Consider the following 18664-nt stretch of genomic DNA (forward strand, 5'->3'; position numbering starts at 1 on the left):
TTGCCGCGCCAGCTCAGCCCGGCGCGACCTGGTGCTGGAGCGCGATCTCGCGGCCGGTTCGCGCCGATACCAGGATCGCGAGGCAGACTTCGAGGGTCGCCATGCCCCAGGCGCCGGAGTGCAATGGCGCGACGCCGGACCTGACGGCGGCATAAAGTTCATCGACCACTTCGGCGCGCGGCACGGTCGGCGCCGGCAGCGGCTCCAGCCAGCGGCGGTCGTCGGCGTAGACCATCACGCCCTCGGCCAGTGGGCGAAGGTCGGCCCGTTCGCAACAGACCGTGATCGGCCCGAAATGATTGTGCCCGAGCGCCGCCGTTGGCGCGGCGACGGGGCTCTTCGCCACGCCATAGGTGCGGGTGTTCTTGAGCGCCGCCTCTTCCTCCGGCGTCGAAACCTCAGCCAATCCGCGCCGCGCGGTGCCGTAACTCTCGGGATCGCGCCGCTGGCCCATCTCGCCGATCCAGCCGAGCTGCTCGTCGCTGTCATAGCGGCCATAGCCGCTATAGGTCAGCGCCGCGCTCGCTCCGTCCGCGAAAACCAGGAGTGCCTGATAGGCGCCTTCCGTCGGGCGCGCCGGGTCGAATCGGCCGGTCGTGGCCCGCACGGTCGAGACCAGCCCACCACCCAGCAGCCGGACGATGTCGACCTGATGGGCGCCCTGGCTGAAGACGACGCCGCCGCCCTGCGCGGTGTCGAGTTCCTCCGGCCGGCGCGGCCGGTAGAGGAAGTCGGTGTGGTTCGAGGCCGTGATCATCCGGGCACGGCCGAAGCGGCCCGAACGGATCAGCTCTGCGGTCCTGAGATAGGGTGCGTCGTAGGAATGGCTGTGCCCGACGAGGAGATGCACGCCGCCGGCATCAGCGGCTTCGATCATCGCCTGGCAGTCGGCGATGGTCAGTGCCATCGGCTTCTCGACGAGGACATGCTTGCCATGGGCCGCCGCGAGGCGGACATGGGCGACATGGAACTGGTGCGGGGAGGCGATGTAGAGCGCCTCGACCATGTCGTCGGCGCAGAGCCTCTCGACACTGTCATAGCTGCGTGCCGGCGCACCTTGCCGAGAGAAATCGCTCTCGAATTGCCGGCGCGCCTCCTCGCGCGGATCGGCGGCGGCGACGAGCCGCACGAGGGGATGACGCGCCAGGGTGGGCAGCATCAGCATGAAAGCGCGGCCGAGGCCGATGACGCCGAGACGCAGCGGTTCGCTCATCGCGGCAGCTTTCGATCGAGGTCACGACCGGCCGGGCGGAAGTCGCGGGGTGCAGGAGGCCGAGGCGCGGGAACCCCCTCCCCCTCGTGGGGAGGGGTAGGGGTGGGGGGCGAACGACTTGGTGAGCGCTCACCAAGCGGAACGCCCCCCATCCCTCTCCCTTCCCCACCAGGGGGAAGGGAAGAGCTCTCTTCGGCGATGTCTCGCATTGGTCTTGCGGCCATCGTCACAAATCCAGCACCAGCTCGGGCGACTTTGCCCGCGACACGCAGATCATGATGTTGCGGGCGCGCTCATGCTCGGCCAGCGCCAGGTCGCGATGCTCGGGTTCGCCCGAGACGAGCCGCGTCCTGCAGGTGCCGCAGGTGCCGCTCTCGCAGGATGAGGGCAGCACCTTGCCGGCCTCGCGCAGCCGCTCGAGGATCGACTTGTCGGCCGGCACTTTGAGGCGCTCTCCGCTTTTCGCCAGCACGACGGTGAACGGCGTATTGTCTTCCGGCCGAACCCCGACCGTACCGAAATCCTCGAAATGCACGGCGGCCGATGACCAGTGCCCGGTCATGTCGCGCACCGCCTCCATCAATCCGCGCGGCCCGCAGCAATAGAGATGGGCGCCTTTCGGCTCCTCCAGGACCGGCCAGAGATCATAGGCCTTGTCCGGGTCGCCGCCGTCATGGTGGATCACCGCTTTGCCGCGGAACTCCGGCGTCAGGAATTCGTCCCGGAAGGCCATCATCTCCGGGCTGCGCGTGAAGTAATAGAGCTTGAACGGCTCGGCCCGCGTCGCCAGCAGATGCCTGATCATGGCGCGGATCGGCGTGATGCCGATGCCGCCGGCGATGAAGATGTAGCTGGATGGACCGGGCTCCAGCGCGAAATCGTTGCGCGGCACCGTGATCGCGATCTCGTCGCCGACACGCGTCCTGTCGATCAGGCTGATCGAGCCGCCACGGCCGCCGAGCTCCTTCTTGACGGCGATGACGTAATGATCGGCCTCGTCCGGATCGTTGCAGAGCGAGTATTTCCTGATCTCGCCAGCGGGGACCCTGACGCCGAGATGGGCGCCGGGCGTGAACGGCGCCAATGGGCCGCCGTCGGCCGGGCGCAGCTCGAACAGGCAGATGTCCTCTGCGACCATCTGCTTGTCCGCGATCGTGACCCGGATGGTCGCTGCTTCCTCGGTCATGTTCCCCTCCGCGAGCCGCTCTCGACAAGCGTTTCGAACCGGACTAATCTTACACTTAGATATCTAAGTAATTTGACGCTGGCTAGTCCGAAGCGCATTTTGGGAGGGATCCGCATGCTCACCCGCGAAGAGAACGAACTGCTCTGCCGCGTCGAAGGCGACACCCCGATGGGCAGCCTGATGCGGCGGCACTGGGTGCCGGCGCTGCTCTCCGAACAGCTCATCGAGAGCGACGGGGCGCCGGTTCGCGTCCGGCTCTTCGGCGAGGACCTCATCGCCTTCCGCGACACCGACGGGCGCATCGGCGTGCTCGGCGAGTTCTGCCCGCATCGCAAGGCCTCGCTGTTCTTCGGGCGCAACGAGGAATGCGGACTGCGCTGCCTCTACCATGGCTGGAAGTTCGACGTGGACGGCAAAGTGCTGGAGATGGTCTCTGAACCGGCCGAAAGCGGCTTTGCCGAGAAGGTCCAGCACAAGGCCTATCCGACTGAAGAAGCTGGCGGCTTCATCTGGGTCTATATGGGGCCGAGGGAACTGATGCCGGAGTTCGAGGCGCCGCCTTGGGCTCCGACTCCGGAGGCCAAGGTCTCGATCGTCAAGATCGACCTGCCGTGCAACTGGGCGCAGATCATGGAAGGGCAGATCGATTCCGCCCATTCCTCCAGCCTGCACTCATCGGACATGAAGCCCGCCCGCGTGACCACCGCGGGCACGACGGCGACGCACTGGACGCGGCCATCGACGGACAAGAACCCGCGCATCCAGGTTCAGCTGACGAATTACGGCTTTCGCTACGCCGCGATCCGGCGGCCGATCGTCAACGCGCAGACGCATGACTACATCCGGCTGACGGTCTTCGTCGCCCCCTTCGCGGCGCTGATCCCGCCAAACGCCTCCTACAATGTCGCCACGGTGATCGTGCCCAAGGACGACGTCTCGAGCTATTTCCACTTCATCGCCTGGGGCAATGACGACTGCATCGACCAGGAAAGCTGGCGCAAGTTCTGCGTCGCGCAAATCGGCATCGATCTCGACCAGGCCTACAAGCCGATGCTGCGCAACAAGGCGAACAACTACCTGCAGGACCGCAAGGCGATGAAGCTGGGGGATTTCACCGGCGTGCCGGGGATTCCGAACCAGGACATCATGATGTGGGAATCGATGGGGCCGATCGCCGATCGCACCAGCGAGCGCCTCGGCGCCAGCGACATCGCCATCGTCCAGTTCCGCCGCGTGATGATCGATGCCGCGCGCAAGCACGCCGCCGGCAGCGAGGCCATCGGCCTGATCCAGCCGCATATCCCGCAGGCCAGCTTACGCTCCTACCAGGGCATCGTTCCCAAGAGCGAGGACTGGCGCAAGCTCGGTGCGTCGAGCGAGGAGGTCGCGGTGCTCGACGGGATGGAGCAGGACGAGACCGAGGCCGAGATGGCGGCTGCGCGGGGTTGAGGCGTTCCGCGCCAGCACGTTCCCGTATCGGTGACCAATCGCGAAAGTCTTGGATCGCGCTGCAGTCATGAGGGAGTGTGGCAACGCGAGCTCCGGCGAACCCCTCCCCCTTGTGGGGAGGGGCAGGGGTGGGGGGCGAAAAGCAGGACACTTCGATGGGACAGCGGGCGATGCCGTTTGCGCGAGACAAGAAGGCCGTCGCATCGCCATCCGCGCAACTTCATGCTCCGTCGCTTCGCCGGATGCTGACCGAGCCGGAGAAAAAGCTCTGGATGCTGCTGCGCAAGCGGCTTCCGCAGGAGGATACGCATTTCCGCAAGCAGGTAGCGCTTGGACCCTACGTCGTCGATTTTCTCTGCCTGCGAGCCCGGCTAATCGTCGAAGTCGACGGCGATCAGCACGGGGCCGAGGCAGCGCTACGCTACGATGAAGCCCGGACAAATTGGCTGGAGGCCGGAGGTTTTCGGGTTCTGCGCTTCACCAACCGACAGGTCATGACAGAGGCGGACATGGTGATCGACACGATCCATGCCGCCTTGATCGGAACGCTGGAACCCGGTCCGACGCCCCCCACCCCTATCCCCTCCCCACGAGGGGGAGGGGAAGAGCCTTACATCTGCTGACGAGATTGCCGATGCTCGACAAGCCCGCGCCGACCGGCCGCAGCCTCTATATCGGTGGAAACTGGCGTCATCCTTTGTCCGGACGCTATGCCTCGACACTCAACCCCGGCACGAACGAGCCCATCTGCGATGTCGCCGAGGCGTCTGCGGCCGATATCGATGCTGCGGTCGCTGCGGCGCGGACGGGCTTCAGGGCGTGGCGCCAGGTGCCGCCGCTCGAACGCGGACGCATCCTGAAGGCGATCGCCGCGGTCGTGCGCGAGAATGCCCGCGAACTCGCGGCTCTCGACGCCGCCAATTGCGGCAATCCCATCCGGGAGATGATCGGCGACGCCGCCATCGCCGCGGCACAGCTCGACTTCTTCGGCGGCCTCGTCACCGAGATGAAGGGCGACACCATCCCGATGGGGCCCGATGCGATCAATCTCACGGTACGCCAGCCGCTTGGCGTCGTCGCCCGCATCCTCGCCTTCAACCACCCCTTCATGTTCTGCGCCGGCAAGATGGCGGCGCCGCTGGCCGCCGGCAACGCCGTCATCATCAAGCCGCCGGAGCAGGCGCCGCTGTCCTCGCTCAGGCTCGCCGAGCTCATCGGCGGCCTGCTGCCGCAGGGCGTCCTCAGCGTCGTGCCCGGCGGGCGGGAGGCGGGAGCCGCTCTCGCCAGTCATCCCGGCATCGACAAGGTCGCGCTGATCGGCAGCGTCCAGGCCGGCCGCGCCGTGATGAAGGCGGCGAGCGACACGATCAAGCCGGTGCTGCTGGAGCTCGGCGGCAAGAACGCGCTGATCGCCTTTGCCGACGCCGATCCGGAGCGGGTGGCTGCGGCCGTCGTCGGCGGCATGAACTTCACCTGGTGCGGCCAGTCCTGCGGCTCGACCACCCGGGCGTTCATCCACCGCGATATCTACGAAGCAGTTCTCGCCAGGCTGCCGGAGAAGCTCTCCGGCTTCGTGCCCGGCATTCCCACGGACGAAGCGACGACCATGGGTGCGATCGTCAGCGGAACGCAGCACGCCCGCATCCTCGATTTCATCGCCTCAGCGACGGCCGAGGGCGCCAGGCTGGTCTGCGGCGGCCGCGTGCCGGACGACCCCAGGCTCGCCGGGGGGTTCTACATCGAGCCGACGATCTTCGCCGACGTGACGCCGCAGATGCGGATCGCGCGCGAGGAGATCTTCGGCCCGGTCCTCTCGGTCATGCCCTGGAGCGACGAGGCGCAGATGCTCGAGACGGTCAACAGCGTCGAATACGGGCTGACCTGCTCGATCTGGACCAATGACCTCGTCAAGGCGCACCGCACTGCGCTGGCGGCGGAGGCCGGCTTCGTCTGGATCAACGAGGTCGCGAAGCATTTCCTGGGCACGCCCTTCGGGGGCTGGAAGCAGTCGGGCATCGGCCGCGAGGAGTGCCTTGGCGAACTCATCGCCTTCACCCAGGAAAAGAACATCCATGTCAGCCTGAAACTGCCGAGCTGACGCGTCAGGGGCGGGCGGGATCACTGCCCAAGGCAGTCGGTCTCAGCGTCGTTCGCAAGAACCATCCGGGGAACCGCCATGAACGACCTGACGCTGTCCGGTATCGATGTGCCCGTTGCGGCGAGCGACAACGGCATCTGGGGGAGCGACGTCGTCGCGCAGATGCTGCGCGCGCTCGACATCCCCTATCTCGCGCTGAATCCCGGCTCCAGCTTCCGCGGCCTGCACGACAGCCTCGTCAATCATCTCGGCAACCAGCAGCCGCAAATGCTGCTGTGCCTGCATGAGGAGCATGCCGTCGCCGTCGCCCATGGCTACGCCAAGGTGACGGGCAAGCCGATGGGCGTGATCCTGCACAGCAATGTCGGCCTGATGCACGGCGTGATGGCGATCTACAACGCCTGGTGCGATCGCGTGCCGATGCTGATCCTCGGCGCGACCGGCCCGGTCGACGCGGCCGAGCGCAGGCCCTGGATCGACTGGCTGCACACAGCCAAGGACCAGGGGGCCCTGATCCGGCCTTATGTGAAATGGGACGACCAGCCCGTCTCGGTCGCGGCTACGGTCGACGCGCTGATCCGCGCGACCAACCTCACGCGCAGTGCGCCGCAGGCCCCGACCTATGTCTGCCTCGACGTCTCGATGCAGGAGAAGCGGCTCGATGAGATGCCGCCATTGCCGGACCCGAGACGCTTCGCGGTGGCATCGCCGAGCGTCCCCGCAGCCGCCGAGATCAGCCAGGCGGCCGCCCTGCTGCGGGAGGCGAAGGCGCCGCTCATCCTGTTCGGCCGGATGTCGCGCGCAGAGGGCGACTGGGCCCGCCGCGTCGCGCTGGCCGAGCATCTCGGCGCTTCCGTCCTCACCGACATCAAGACCGCGGCCGTCTTCCCGACGGATCATCCTCTGCACGCAGCCAAGCCGTCCTTCTTCCTCGATGCGCAGGCGGTCGACGCCATCCGCGCCGCAGACCTCATCCTCGCCTTCGACTGGGTCGATCTCGGCGGCACCCTGCGCCAAACCGATAGCCCCCTGTCCGCCCGCGTGATCAGCGTTTCCCTGGACCACCATCTCCACAATGGCTGGAGCATGGACCATCAGGCACTCGCGCCGGCCGATCTGCATCTCGCCGCCGATCCCGATGCGGCCATGCACCTGATCGCCGACGCATTGGGAGCCGGCCCCGGCGCGGCCCCGGCCATCCGCCCGACCTTGCCGGCGCTCGCCTTCGACGGCGAGCGTCCACTGGACGTCGTTTCGCTCGCCGCAGCCATGGGCGAAGCGCTGCGGGACGAGGTGATCAGCCTGGTTCGCTTGCCGCTCGGCTGGGCCACCGAGGCCTGGCATTTCCGGCACCCGCTCGACTATCTCGGAATCGATGGCGGCGCCGGCATCGGCTCGGGGCCGGGCATGCTGATCGGCGCGGCCCTGGCGCTCAAGGGCTCGGGCCGGCTCCCGGTGGCGGTTCTCGGTGACGGCGATACCATGATGGCAGCCTCCGCCTTGTGGACCGCAGCGCATTACAAGCTGCCCTTCGTCGCGATCATCTCGAACAACCGCTCCTTCTACAATGACGAGATCCATCAGGAACGCGTCGCAAAGCAGCGCCAGCGCCCGGTCGAGAACAAATGGATCGGCCAGCGCATCGACGAGCCCGATATCGACATCGCCGCCATCGCCAGGGCCCAGGGGCTGATGGGCATCGGCCCGATCCGGACGGTCGATGGCCTGCGCGATGCGGTGAGCGAGGCAGTGAAGGCAGCCAAGGCCGGCGCGTCGGTTCTGATCGATGCCCGCGTCATGCCAGGCTACAATGCGGCGATGGCGGCCGGCATGACGCGCCATGCCGGGCAAACGCCAAAGGGCTGAAAGCCGGGAGACTGCTCAGGCGGCCCCGGCAGGATCAAGCTCGTCCGGCATATCGGCGAGATTGCGCTGGACCGCGGCGAGATAGCCGAGAAAACGGGCGTTATCCTCCGGCGTGAAGCCGGCGGTCGCCTGCTGGACCACCTCCTGCGCCAGAGGCAAGAGCTCGGCCCTGAGCGCCTGGCCCTTCGGCGTCAGCAGCACATGCAGTTTTCGCCTGTCATGCAGGTCGCGTTCGCGGCTGATCAGGCCGGCCTTCTCCATGGCGGCCAGTGCGGCCAGCGTCGTCGGCTCCATCGTGCCGATCCGGCGGGACAGCTCGCGCTGGGTCAACCCGTCTTCCTGCCAGAGCGCTCGCAAAAAGTACCACATGCCCGTGGTGACTCCGTGTGGCTCGATCTTGCTCTGCAGATAGCGCTGTGTCGCTCGGTTCGCCATCCGCAGCTGGTAGCCGACGCTGCTCTCGAACGGCAGGTCGTCCAACGCTCCGGGCGGTCCACCGTTCTCGTTCCCCGTCGTCGCCACGATCGTTCACGTCTCCGAAGTCAGGGCCAGCCAGTATAGGCCGCATCCGCGCCCTCGATAGAGCGCGCACCCGCCCATCCTGAAAAGTTTGACTGGCCAAGCAAGATAATCTTGGACCTTGCCCGCGCGGCGTCACTAACGTGGCGACTGCGTAGGCCGCGAACAGAAGCCAAGACGGCCGCGCGAGGGAAGGATGACATGCCGCCGACTCAGTCGGGCCTCGACCGTTCCGGGCGCGCCAGCGTCGCGCGCCGCCCAGCTGCGACAACAGCTGGACGAGGCTCGGGACGATGAGCGACGGCCAGCCAAGGGATGAGCGCACAATGTCCGCTTCGGCCGCCAAACTGCGTCTAGCCGAGACCGTGAAAGAGGCCGACCTGGTCATCGACGGCGTGACGATGCGCTTTGAGACACGCGAAGGCGCCATCACCGCCGTCGACGACATGTCGTTTTCGGTCGAGCGCGGCGAGTTCGTCTCGATCATCGGCCCGTCAGGATGTGGCAAGTCGACCGTGTTCAACATTCTGGGCGGGCTGGTGCGCGGCTACGAGGGCAAGGTCAGCGTCGGCGGCGACGTGATCTCGGGCCCGCATCCCTCGATCGGCATGGTCTTCCAGGAGGAATCGACCTTTCCGTGGCGGACGGTGCTCGACAACGTCGCCTTTCCGCTCGAGGTCAAGGGCGTGCGCAAGGCCGAGCGCCACGAGGCGGCGCGGCACTTCATCGACATGGTCGGCCTCAACGGCTTCGAGCAGCGTTACCCGGCCGAGCTCTCGGGCGGCATGCGCCAGCGCGTCGCCATCGCCCGCACGCTGGTGTTCGAGCCCAAGATCCTGCTGATGGACGAACCCTTCGCCGCGCTGGACGAGCAGACCCGCCTGCTGCTCGGCGACAAGGTCCTGAAGATTCAAGAGGCGCTGAAGCAGACGACCCTGCTGATCACCCACAATATCACCGAGGCGGTGCAGCTCTCCGACCGGGTCATCATCATGACGTTCCGCCCCGGCAAGGTGAAGCGCATCGTCGACATCCGCCTGCCGCGGCCACGCACGGGCGACGTCGTCGGCAGCGAGGCTTTCGGCCGCCATGTCGCCGAAATCTGGCATGATCTGCGCGAGGAGGCCTCGCGCGGCATGGCCGAATCCGAGGCGGGCGCCCGCCGCCGGAAGGGCTGAACCATGCGGCTCGCCGGAATTCCGCCTCTCGCGATCGGCTTCGCCACGGTCGGCCTCGTCTTGGGGTTTGTCGAGCTCCTGCTGCTGCTGGGCCTCCTGAACCAGTTCGTGATCCCGTTGCCCTCGGCCGTTCTCGGCAGCTTCGGCCGATTGTTCGCCGAGGAACAGTTGCTGGAGCGATTGATGATGACGGGGAGCGAGGCGCTGGCCGCGAGCGTCCTCGTCTCCATCGTCGGCATCTCGCTCGGGGTGCTGCTCTACAAGGTCCGGATCCTCGCGCTCGCGACCGAGCCTTGGGTGGCTGCGATCGCCGCCGCGCCCGTGGTGCTGGCCTATCCGCTCTTCCTTGTCATCTTCGGGCGCAGCGCAGCCACGATCATCGCGATGGGCTTCGTGGCCGGCCTTGCTCCGGTCATCCTCAAGACGCTGGAAGGGCTGAAAGGCGTCAGGAAGAGCCTGATCAATGTCGGGCTGAGCTACAATCTCACCCCTTCGCAGCAGTTCTGGAAGATCGAATTCCCAGCTGCCATACCGACGATCTTCGTCGGTGTCCGCCTCGGGCTCGTCTTCGCGCTGATCAACCTGATCGGCGTCGAGTTCCTGATCAATTTCGGCGGGCTCGGCCAGCTGATCAACGACCTCGCGGAGCGCTACGACCTTGCCGGCGTGTTCGCGACGATCGTCTTCGTCATCCTCGTCAGCGTCGTGATTTTCGCGGCACTCGAGCGCATGGAGCGCTGGCTCCGGCCCGGCCGCTAGCGGCAGGCTGCGCCTTGTCGCGACTGCTGAAGCGCCGCATGATGGCTGCCAAGAAGACATGCCTGGGAGGCAGTGATCAATCTCCGCCAGCTTCGATATTTCGTCGGGATCGCCGAAGTCGGGAACATCACCAAGGCAGCTGAGCAGCTCAACGTCGCGCAACCTGCGCTGGGCCTGCAGATCCGACAGCTCGAGCAGAACCTCCAGACCGAACTCCTGCTGCGCCATTCGCGCGGCGTCGTGCTGACGCAGGCGGGAGAGCTGCTGCTCGAGCGCGCCCGACGTATCCTGAAGGATGTCGAGGACGCCAGGCGCGACGTCAAAGCGCTGGCCGGGAACGATCAGGAAATGCTGACGATGGGGCTGACGCCGAGCATCATGCTCCAGCTCGGCCCCGATTTGCTGATCGACGCCAAGAACGGCATGCCCTCGGTCTCGCTCAGCCTGGTCGAGGAACTGAGCCACGGCCTCATCGCCGCGATGGAGCGCGGCGAGCTGAACGCGGCCTTCGCCTATGGCATCGACCAGCCGCGCCCGGGTATCGAGCGGACGGCCCTGTTCGAAGAGGAGCTGGTCCTCATCAGGCCGATCGCCGAAGGCGTTCTACCGGAGACGGTGACCCTGGCCGAGGCCCTGAGCCACGACCTCGTGCAGGCCGGTGAGCGCGACATGGTCCAGCAGCTGCTCAAGGCGGCCGCCGAGAAGTTCTCGCTGCCGCTGCGTATCGTCTACGAAGCGCAATCCGTCCCGGCGATGCGGGCACTCGTCGTGCGCGGCGTGGCGGCGAGCATCATGCCCTATGGCACGGCGATCGAGGAGCTGCGCACCGGCAAGCTCGCCATGCAGCGCATCTCGGACCAGCCGCCGAAGCGGACGCTCTACCTGATCAGGCCCGGCAACGCGCCTGCTTTCCGCCAGCAAGAGGCGGTCGACCGCTTCTTCGCCTCGGTCACCGAGCATCTGCTGGAATCGCTGGGCTCGCTCGCCCGTCGCGTCGGTTCCTGAACCGCCTCCCATACGGCCTACGTCTTGTTCTCATTTCGCGGAAGTCTTTGTGCCCTCCGCCGGCGCGGCGCACTCTGCCGCAAAATGATGGCGCGCCCGACGCGCTAGAGCACGCGCCGATCAGGTTGCTACGCAATCTGATCGGACAACGCGTTCTCTTTCAATGATTTGGAGACGGATTCACCGATCAGGTTGATTCAACCTGATCGGTGAATCCGTCTCTAGCCGGGAGGAATTGCGTGTCCGATCTGCGCCTGTCCATCGCCATCGGCGACTATGATCGCAATCGCCCGTTGATCGACGGGGCGGTCCAGATCGACGGTGTCGACCCCGTCTTCATGAAGCTGGTGCCGGAGGAAATCTTCTTCCGCGCCTTCCGCCATGCCGAATTCGACGTCTGCGAGGCCTCGCTGTCGAGCTTCACCCTCAAGACGGCGCGTGGCGACAGCCCCTATGTCGGCGTTCCCGCCTTCCTGTCGCGCGCCTTCCGCCACACAGGCATCTTCATCAGGACCGATCGCGGCATCGCTCGGCCCGAGGATCTCAGGGGCAAGCGTATCGGCTGCCCGGAATATCAGCTCACCGCCTGCGTCTGGATCCGCGCGATCCTCGAAAACGACTATGGCGTGAAGCCGAGCGAGGTGACCTGGGTTCGTGGCGGCCTGGAGCAGCCAGGCCGCGCCGAGAAGATCAGCATCGAGCTGCCACCGGAGATCACGGTCGTGCCGGCACCGGCCGACCGCTCGCTCAACGAGATGCTGATGGACGGCGAGATCGACGGCTATATCGGGCCGCGTTCACCGCCGGCCTTCGAGGCCGGCCACCCCAGGATCGCGCGCCTGTTCCCGGACCCGACCGCCGCTGCGTCGGACTATTATCGGCGCACCCGGATCTTCCCGATCATGCATGTGCTGTGCGTGCGGCGCAGCATCGTCGAAGCTCAGCCCTGGCTGCCGGCCGCACTGCTGAAGGCCTTCGAACAGTCCAAGGCCGCCGCCCTCGCCAAGCTCGCGGACACATCCGCCACCAAGATCACACTGCCTTTCGTCGAGGAGCAGTTGCAGGCGGCCCGCAGCCTGATGGGGCAGGATTTCTGGTCCTATGGTGTGGGCCCCAATCGCCACGCGCTGGAGGCGTTCCTCCAGGCCCATCACAGCCAGGGGCTGTCCTCGCGACGGCTTTCGGTCGAGGAGCTCTTCCATTCCAGCACGCTGGAGGCCTTCAAGATCTGAGGCACCGAGAAGCTTCCGGGCTTTCCACTTCGCCACAGAAGCGAAGGCAGGACGATGAAGGCCAGCCGCACCGAGCTGGCGACAGGGGAGGACAGGATGACGACATTCAAGACGGTCATGTCGACGCTTGCGGCACTTAGCTTCGCGCTGTCGATGGCGCAGGACGCAGCCGCCCAGGACAAGCTCAAGCTGGCGATCGGCCAGCGCGGCAACTGGGATACCTCGATCTCGGAAGTCGGCACGAGGCTCGGCATCTTCAAGAAGCACAATCTCGAGCTCGAGATGCTCTACACCCAGGGTGGCGGCGAGACCCAGCAGGCCGTGCTTTCCAACAGCGTCGACATCGGCGTCGCCGGCGGCATCATGGGAGCGCTCTCAGCCTATTCGAAGGGCGCGCCGATCCGCATCATCGGCGCGGAGACCACCGGGGCGAAGGATCTCTACTGGTATGTCAAAAGCGACTCCCCGGTGAAGGCGCTCAAGGATCTGCAGAACCACACGGTCTCGTTTTCGACCAATGGCTCGTCGACCCATGGCGTCGTCAACGCCTTCATCAAGGAGAACAGCCTCAGGATCCGCCCGACCGCGACCGGGGGCCCGGCGCCGACGCTGACCCAGGTGATGTCCGGCCAGATCGATGTCGGCTGGGCTGCGCCGCCCTTCGGCCTGCCGCAGCTCGACAAGGGCGAGATCCGGGTCGTCGCAACCGGCAACGACACCCAGGCCTTCAAAAGCCAGACGGTCCGCCTGCTGATCGCCAACACCAGCGCGCTCCAGAACAAGAAGGCCGTGATCGATCGCTACATGGCCGCCTATCGCGAGACCATCGACGCGATGTATGCCAGCGATGCAGCGATCAAGGCCTATGCCGATTTCGTCGGGATTCCGGAGGCCATCGCCAGGCGCACGCGGGATGATTTCTTCCCGAAGGAAGCGCTCGACCCCGACAAGATCGTTGGGTTGGACACCATCGTTCCCGACGCGGTGGCGCTGAAATACACAGCCCAGCCGCTGACCAAGGAGCAGCTCGCCGAGCTGATCCAGATCCCGCCGCGCAAATGAGCCTGCGCATCGACGGCCTCGTCTACCCGGAGTGACGGCGCGATGACGACAACGACCCTCGGCCGGACGGAAACCCGCCCAACGACGATGGACCAGGCGCGGGCCGTGCTGTTGACGCGGATCGGCATCGTCGTGGGGCTCTTGGCGATCTGGGAGATCGCAGCGCGCTCGGGGTTGCTCTATCGCGACGTCGTGCCGTCGCTGCTCCTCATCATACGCGCGCTCGTCCATCTCCTGGTCGAGCCGACCTTCTACGCCAATCTCGGTGTCACCGCCGGCGAGGTGGCGCTCGCGATCCTCATTGGCGGCGGCGGCGGGGTCGCCGTCGGCATCCTGCTCGGGAGCAATCGCTTCCTGCAGCGCGCCTATGAACCGCTGCTGCACTATCTCGGGCCGACCCCGAAGATCATCTTCTTTCCGTTGTTGATCATGTGGTTCGGCGTCGGGCCGGGGTCCAAGGTCGCGATGGGCGCGCTGTCCTCGTTCTTTCCAGTCGCGATCAGCGTCGCCGCGGCGATGCGCGAGATCGACACCGTGCTGATCCGGGTCGGCCTCAGCTTCCGGCTCAATGTCGGCCAGATGATCTCGAAGATCTATTTGCCGGCGATGCGCGCTCCGGTCATCAACGGTCTGCGCATAGGACTCGGTGTCGCCATCATCGGCACGCTGCTGGCCGAGACCAAGCTCGCCAATCAGGGGCTGGGCTACGCGGTGATCCAGACTTATGCGACCTTCGACATGCCGCGTATGTACGCGCTGCTGATCGTCGTATTCCTGCTCGCCGTCGGCGTGAACGTCGTGCTCGGACGCTATACGGAGCTGCCCGGCACCAGGCGCCCCTCGGATGCGCACTGAACCTGTCGGCGGGACTGTCCCAGCCACAAAGCCGCAGGCAGGCGTGCCGCGTGCGGCCTATTGGCTGGCGACGCTCCCGCCTCTGTTCTGGTCGGGCAATTTCCTGATCGCGCGGCTGATGCGCGAGTCGATTCCGCCCGTGCAGATGTCGTTCTGGCGCTGGAGCCTGGTCCTTCTCATCCTGGCTCCATTCTGCTGGCGGCCAGTCGTCGATTCCTGGCCGCGCATCCGCAGCAACCTGCCATTCCTCGCGCTGCTTGGCGCGATCGGCGTGACTGCATTCAACTGTTTCGTCTACGCGGCGCTGCACTACACGCCGGTCGCCAACGCAGCGCTGGTCAATTCCCTGCTTCCTGTCGCCACCTTCCTGCTGGCCTATCTGATCCTGAAGGAGAGCCTGACGCGGCAACAGCTTGCCGGGATCGCGCTCTCGCTCTGCGGGGCGGTTCTGGTGATCTGCCGGGGGGATCCAGGGACGCTTCTGAGCGTCGCGCTCAACCGGGGCGACATTCTGGTCTTCGCCGGCATGAGCTGCTGGGCGTTGTACACCGTGCTGATCCGCTGGCGGCCGGCTGGGCTGCCGGCGATGGCGTTCCTCGGCGTGACCGTGTTCTTCGGCGTCCTCTTCCATTTGCCGGCCGTCGCCTGGGAATACGCCCTGCAGGGCGGCTTCCAGCCCACCATGGCGACCGCCAGCGCGCTGATCTATTTCGCGCTCTTCCCGTCGATCCTGGCCTATGTCTTCTGGAACCGCTCGGTCGCTGTGCTCGGCCCCGGCAGGACCGGCATGTTCATGCACCTCCTACCGCCAACCAGCGCAGCGCTGAGCTTCATCGTGCTCGGCGAGCAGATCGTCTGGTTCCACCTGGCAGGCTTCGCCATCATCGTTTGCGGCATCTGGCTCGTGACATCGGCACCGCGCAAGGCGTGACCGTAGAATAGTGCCAGACAAATTCACCCTGGCCCGGCAAGCCAGGCCGGCAAACGGGCGGGTGCGATGCCTGTGAGGGCAGCCTCGATGCAGTCATCGAGGGTTCCGAGCCTCACCATGCAGCCGGAGAGCCCCGGCCCGTAATGGGCGTATTTGCCGGAGGTGGTCAGGACGACCTTGGCCTGCTCCGGGAAAACCGGGCGTGTGATCGAGCACCAGCAGAGGTCGGGAATGACGTCGACGCCGCTCTCGCGCAACCTCGTCATCGTTCCATCGGCCTCTGCCGCGGCCACGACCTCTCTCCCGGCCGTGATGATGACGGCGACGGTCTTTGCGAGAGGGCGGCCATCGAGACGCTCCGCGACGGCCCGGCACTCGTCGAGAGAGGCATGCGGACTGCCGATTGCGACGAGGTCGACATCCGAGGGGCCGCTGCTCAGCTTGCGCCAGCCGGCGGCAAGGTCTTCGCGCGTCACAAAAATCTCGTCCTCGGGAGTGCCGCTGAGGCTTTCCGCTTCCGGCGTGATGCCCTCGACATGCAGCATGGCTGCGGCGGAGGTCGTCCCGAAGGCGACGCAGAGCGCCTTGAGATCGTCCCGTGTCGGCCGGGTCTTCGCGAGGCCCTTGATCAGCGGGATTCGATCGGGCGAGGCGAGGCCGGCGAGATAGCCGATCAGGGGCCAGGCCGACGAGCTCGCGTTCTCCGGCAGGTCGATCCGGACCACGCGGCGCGCCCGCCGGCCTTCGTCGAGAAAAGCTCCGGCGCGTGGTGCCCGGCCGGTGACGGCGATGCAGAAATCCAGAAAGTCCGGGTGCTTCGCCGTCCGGGCTCCGAGCACGGAATTGGCGAAGATCACCGCATTCGATTCCGACCAGCCGATCGCTTCACCGAAACCCGGCGGATCCGGCAGGGAGTAGGGCGCGCAGGTGAAGCTCGCCTGGCATCCCATGCGCACATAGGCGTCGGCGAGACGCGTCGCCGGCTCGCCGAAATCGTGCGCCACGCCCTGACGGCGCCAGTTCGCATAATCGACCGAGATGGCGTTCATCGTCGTCGGAACGCGGGCGCGCGCTCCGAGCTCCTCCATCTTCTCGGCAAAGATCAGATTGGCCGGGCCGGCATAGATGCAGCCGTCGACATGGGCCCGCCTCACGTCAATGAGGTCGGTCGCCCCCTGCTGGCAGGCCATGGCGCAGATGATGCGCATCGCCTGCCGGGCAGCGATGCCCTCGGCCCCGGCGAGCATGCGATGGTCGGCAAGGGAAAGCTGCAGGTCGTCATGGGCCGTCGCGGAAAGAGGAATCCGCACACGCCCGCCATTCGCCCATATCCCGTCCGGTGCGATCGTCGCGTCCGTCGCGGCCGACAGGGCGGCAAAGGCCCCTTCCGAAAGGCGGATGACGGGGATGTGGCGCCCGAACATCTCCGAGGCGACGATTGCCCCGAGCGTCAGCGTGTCCTCCGGACCAGCGAAGATCAGGGCCGCAGGGTTCCTGCCCGAAAGTGCGAGTTCCAGCAGCACGCCCGAGCCGGAGCAGGAGCCTCGGCTGCTCGGCATCATCACGACCGCACCGGCGAGCGAGACGCCATGCGAGGGGTGATGCACGTCGATGACCACTCCCGTGGCGGGATCGACGCCGCCCCAGAAACTCAGGGCCTCGCTCAGGACGACGATCGGCCCGGCGGCGTTCCCGGGAGCGACCGCGATCCCGTTATCGTGTCGTGCGGCAGAGTTCATGGGACTGTTTAGCGGAAGCAGGTGTGGGATCGGAACAAGGTCAGGTGCAAGATCGCCCGTCCTCGCAGAAGTGATATCATCGAATGGGAGGCGCGTATTGAAGCAGCACTCGTCGTCCTGCGCTCGCTGTTCTCCGCCTGTCGCAAGCTGAAGCTGCCATGGCGATAGGGCGGGCAGCCGCGCCGGGCGAGGTTATAGGCGGTGGTGATGTCGGTAATGCCCGCGCCGATGACGGCGACGCGCGAGATGTCGGATGTGCTCATAGGTGCTCCTGCCCGCGCAATGCGGGTCGTCAGCACCCCCTCTGTCATTGGCCTGAGAGCTTCGTCGCGCCCAATCAGCTGGGCTGTCGACTTGCACCATCGGCGCAGAACTGCGGTTCTGCGTTTCAGAGTCGAATCATCGGCAGCGGTACGTTTTGCCTGAGAGTTTCCGGGGCGGTTGCTCCGTCGGCGCCGGTCCGATTTTGACGTCGGACCGATCTCTCCCGCTGCGGCAAGTGCTAGTTTGTCCGCCATTTCTGTCAAGCGCGATCTGGCCGAAGCATGACCGGGCTCGCCAACCTTCAGCGCCGACCGTTGGACAGCCACCGACTCGGCAAACCAATCCCGCAAGGCGTCTCCTTCATTGGTTTTAACGGCAGCGCATCAGCGCGATAAAATAGTAACATATTGATATATAATAGGTTTTTATCACATTTTGGCGCTTTTCCGGGCCGTTCTCCCCGATAATCGCCCGAGCGATTTACCGCTCGTTAACCATTCGATTCCTACATCTGAGCAACCGAAAATTTACCAAGATGACCGCCGTGTTAACCAAACCCCGGCCGATCCGCCTCAAGGGGCGATCCTATCTCGCGCTGACGCTGACACCCGAGCTGCCCTTCGAGGATTGGCTGGTGCGGCTCGACGATCTCGCCGGCCGCTCCGCCGGCTTCTTCCTGCGGCGCCCGGTCGTACTGGACGTCGAGGGCCTCGAGATCGACCGCGCGCAGCTGCGCGATCTCGTCGGCAAGCTCGGCGCGCGCAATGTCCGGATCATGGGGATCGAGGGCGCACGCCCCTCCATGCTCGGGAACGACCTGCCGCCGGCCATGTCGGGCGGAAAGGCGACCGGAGACATCGAGGAGCCAGCGGCCGAGCCGGCCAAGGAAGCCCCTGCCGCCGAGACCATGGCAGAGGCGCCCGCCACGCCGCTGCCCGCCAGGACCGCGCCGACGTCGCTCGTCGTCACCCAGCCGGTGCGCTCCGGGCAGTCGATCTTCTCCGAGGGCGATGTGACCATCGTCGGATCGGTCGCGTCCGGCGCGGAGGTCATCGCCGGCGGTTCGATCCATATCTACGGCACCCTGCGGGGGCGGGCGATGGCCGGCACGCTGGGCAATGCAGAGGCGCGCATCTTCTGCCGCAAGCTCGAGGCCGAGCTGGTCGGCATCGACGGCTACTACAAGACGGCCGAGGACCTGGAGCCGGGCCTGCGCGGTAAGCCTGCCCAGTTCTGGCTCGAAGGCGAAACCTTCACGGCCGGGTCAATCGCCTAGCGCGCTTTCCGTTCGACCGGAACCGGTCGAAC

17 protein-coding genes and 1 riboswitch are annotated in these 18664 nt (G+C 66.1%); of the genes, 12 read left to right on the forward strand and 5 right to left on the reverse strand.

Features of this window, described 5'->3' with window-relative positions; translation table 11 throughout:
- Positions 1–13: 13 nt before the first annotated feature.
- A complete protein-coding gene (locus ACSQ24_RS21775; protein ID WP_436096700.1) occupies positions 14–1213 on the reverse strand; it encodes a Gfo/Idh/MocA family protein in 1200 nt (399 codons plus the stop codon).
- Between the two features lie 226 nt (positions 1214–1439).
- Positions 1440–2399 (reverse strand): PDR/VanB family oxidoreductase, encoded by a 960-nt coding sequence (locus tag ACSQ24_RS21780; RefSeq protein WP_436096701.1) that lies wholly within the window; start codon positions 2397–2399, stop codon positions 1440–1442.
- Positions 2400–2513: 114 nt separating this feature from the next.
- Between ACSQ24_RS21780 and ACSQ24_RS21785 the strand changes: the two genes are divergently transcribed.
- From ACSQ24_RS21785 to ACSQ24_RS21800, 4 genes are all read left to right on the forward strand, one after another.
- Entirely contained in the window at positions 2514–3848 is a 1335-nt protein-coding gene (locus ACSQ24_RS21785; RefSeq protein WP_436096702.1) for a Rieske 2Fe-2S domain-containing protein, read from the forward strand.
- Between the two features lie 155 nt (positions 3849–4003).
- Positions 4004–4471, forward strand: a complete 468-nt coding sequence (locus ACSQ24_RS21790; RefSeq protein WP_436096703.1) for an endonuclease domain-containing protein — start codon at positions 4004–4006, stop codon at positions 4469–4471.
- 11 nt (positions 4472–4482) lie between these two features.
- A complete protein-coding gene (locus ACSQ24_RS21795; RefSeq protein ID WP_436096704.1) occupies positions 4483–5946 on the forward strand; it encodes an aldehyde dehydrogenase family protein in 1464 nt (487 codons plus the stop codon).
- A 78-nt stretch (positions 5947–6024) separates the two neighbouring features.
- Positions 6025–7812 (forward strand): thiamine pyrophosphate-binding protein, encoded by a 1788-nt coding sequence (locus tag ACSQ24_RS21800; protein ID WP_436096705.1) that lies wholly within the window; start codon positions 6025–6027, stop codon positions 7810–7812.
- A 15-nt stretch (positions 7813–7827) separates the two neighbouring features.
- On the opposite strand, the gene ACSQ24_RS21805 is transcribed toward ACSQ24_RS21800, so the two are convergent.
- On the reverse strand, positions 7828–8334 hold the full coding sequence (locus ACSQ24_RS21805; protein WP_436096706.1) for a MarR family winged helix-turn-helix transcriptional regulator: 507 nt from the start codon (positions 8332–8334) through the stop codon (positions 7828–7830).
- A gap of 323 nt (positions 8335–8657) precedes the next feature.
- Here ACSQ24_RS21805 and ACSQ24_RS21810 point away from each other — a divergent pair, with 323 nt between their 5' ends.
- The 7 genes from ACSQ24_RS21810 to ACSQ24_RS21840 all read left to right on the forward strand — a co-directional run bounded on the left by ACSQ24_RS21810 (position 8658) and on the right by ACSQ24_RS21840 (position 15353).
- Positions 8658–9509: an ABC transporter ATP-binding protein gene (locus ACSQ24_RS21810; protein WP_436096707.1), complete on the forward strand. Its 852-nt coding sequence runs from the start codon at positions 8658–8660 to the stop codon at positions 9507–9509.
- Between the two features lie 3 nt (positions 9510–9512).
- The gene (locus tag ACSQ24_RS21815) at positions 9513–10268 is read left to right on the forward strand and encodes an ABC transporter permease (RefSeq protein WP_436096708.1); all 756 of its coding nucleotides are present in this window, start codon (positions 9513–9515) and stop codon (positions 10266–10268) included.
- Positions 10269–10340: 72 nt separating this feature from the next.
- Positions 10341–11273, forward strand: coding sequence for a LysR family transcriptional regulator (locus tag ACSQ24_RS21820; RefSeq protein ID WP_436096709.1), 933 nt, complete (start codon positions 10341–10343; stop codon positions 11271–11273).
- Between the two features lie 239 nt (positions 11274–11512).
- Positions 11513–12505, forward strand: coding sequence for an ABC transporter substrate-binding protein (locus ACSQ24_RS21825; protein ID WP_436096710.1), 993 nt, complete (start codon positions 11513–11515; stop codon positions 12503–12505).
- A gap of 96 nt (positions 12506–12601) precedes the next feature.
- A complete protein-coding gene (locus tag ACSQ24_RS21830; RefSeq protein WP_436096711.1) occupies positions 12602–13567 on the forward strand; it encodes an ABC transporter substrate-binding protein in 966 nt (321 codons plus the stop codon).
- 42 nt (positions 13568–13609) lie between these two features.
- Positions 13610–14422, forward strand: a complete 813-nt coding sequence (locus ACSQ24_RS21835) for an ABC transporter permease (protein WP_436096712.1) — start codon at positions 13610–13612, stop codon at positions 14420–14422.
- The gene (locus ACSQ24_RS21840; protein ID WP_436096713.1) at positions 14412–15353 is read left to right on the forward strand and encodes a DMT family transporter; all 942 of its coding nucleotides are present in this window, start codon (positions 14412–14414) and stop codon (positions 15351–15353) included. Before ACSQ24_RS21835 ends, ACSQ24_RS21840 begins: the two co-directional genes overlap by 11 nt.
- Positions 15354–15376: 23 nt before the next feature.
- On the opposite strand, the gene lhpI is transcribed toward ACSQ24_RS21840, so the two are convergent.
- Both lhpI and ACSQ24_RS21850 read right to left on the reverse strand, forming a co-directional pair.
- Complete coding sequence (gene lhpI / locus ACSQ24_RS21845; RefSeq protein WP_436096714.1) at positions 15377–17092, reverse strand: cis-3-hydroxy-L-proline dehydratase; 1716 nt, start codon at positions 17090–17092, stop codon at positions 15377–15379.
- A gap of 8 nt (positions 17093–17100) precedes the next feature.
- Positions 17101–17355, reverse strand: coding sequence for a hypothetical protein (locus tag ACSQ24_RS21850; protein WP_436096715.1), 255 nt, complete (start codon positions 17353–17355; stop codon positions 17101–17103).
- A 136-nt stretch (positions 17356–17491) separates the two neighbouring features.
- Positions 17492–17592: riboswitch (glycine riboswitch) on the reverse strand.
- A gap of 299 nt (positions 17593–17891) precedes the next feature.
- Here ACSQ24_RS21850 and minC point away from each other — a divergent pair.
- Entirely contained in the window at positions 17892–18632 is a 741-nt protein-coding gene (minC, locus tag ACSQ24_RS21855; protein WP_436096716.1) for a septum site-determining protein MinC, read from the forward strand.
- Positions 18633–18664: the final 32 nt, after the last annotated feature.

Source organism: Allobosea sp. LjRoot237 (assembly GCF_964253285.1).
GTDB lineage: Bacteria > Pseudomonadota > Alphaproteobacteria > Rhizobiales > Beijerinckiaceae > Allobosea.

Bases quoted from the DNA above. Each gene is read 5' to 3' on its own strand.
- ACSQ24_RS21775 (WP_436096700.1), bottom strand. From the start codon at position 1,213: ATGAGCGAACCGCTGCGTCTCGGCGTCATCGGCCTCGGCCGCGCTTTC.
- ACSQ24_RS21780 (WP_436096701.1), bottom strand. From the start codon at position 2,399: ATGACCGAGGAAGCAGCGACCATCCGGGTCACGATCGCGGACAAGCAG.
- ACSQ24_RS21785 (WP_436096702.1), top strand. From the start codon at position 2,514: ATGCTCACCCGCGAAGAGAACGAACTGCTCTGCCGCGTCGAAGGCGAC.
- ACSQ24_RS21790 (WP_436096703.1), top strand. From the start codon at position 4,004: ATGGGACAGCGGGCGATGCCGTTTGCGCGAGACAAGAAGGCCGTCGCA.
- ACSQ24_RS21795 (WP_436096704.1), top strand. From the start codon at position 4,483: ATGCTCGACAAGCCCGCGCCGACCGGCCGCAGCCTCTATATCGGTGGA.
- ACSQ24_RS21800 (WP_436096705.1), top strand. From the start codon at position 6,025: ATGAACGACCTGACGCTGTCCGGTATCGATGTGCCCGTTGCGGCGAGC.
- ACSQ24_RS21810 (WP_436096707.1), top strand. From the start codon at position 8,658: ATGTCCGCTTCGGCCGCCAAACTGCGTCTAGCCGAGACCGTGAAAGAG.
- ACSQ24_RS21815 (WP_436096708.1), top strand. From the start codon at position 9,513: ATGCGGCTCGCCGGAATTCCGCCTCTCGCGATCGGCTTCGCCACGGTC.
- ACSQ24_RS21830 (WP_436096711.1), top strand. From the start codon at position 12,602: ATGACGACATTCAAGACGGTCATGTCGACGCTTGCGGCACTTAGCTTC.
- ACSQ24_RS21835 (WP_436096712.1), top strand. From the start codon at position 13,610: ATGACGACAACGACCCTCGGCCGGACGGAAACCCGCCCAACGACGATG.
- ACSQ24_RS21840 (WP_436096713.1), top strand. From the start codon at position 14,412: ATGCGCACTGAACCTGTCGGCGGGACTGTCCCAGCCACAAAGCCGCAG.
- lhpI (WP_436096714.1), bottom strand. From the start codon at position 17,092: ATGAACTCTGCCGCACGACACGATAACGGGATCGCGGTCGCTCCCGGG.
- ACSQ24_RS21850 (WP_436096715.1), bottom strand. From the start codon at position 17,355: ATGAGCACATCCGACATCTCGCGCGTCGCCGTCATCGGCGCGGGCATT.
- minC (WP_436096716.1), top strand. From the start codon at position 17,892: ATGACCGCCGTGTTAACCAAACCCCGGCCGATCCGCCTCAAGGGGCGA.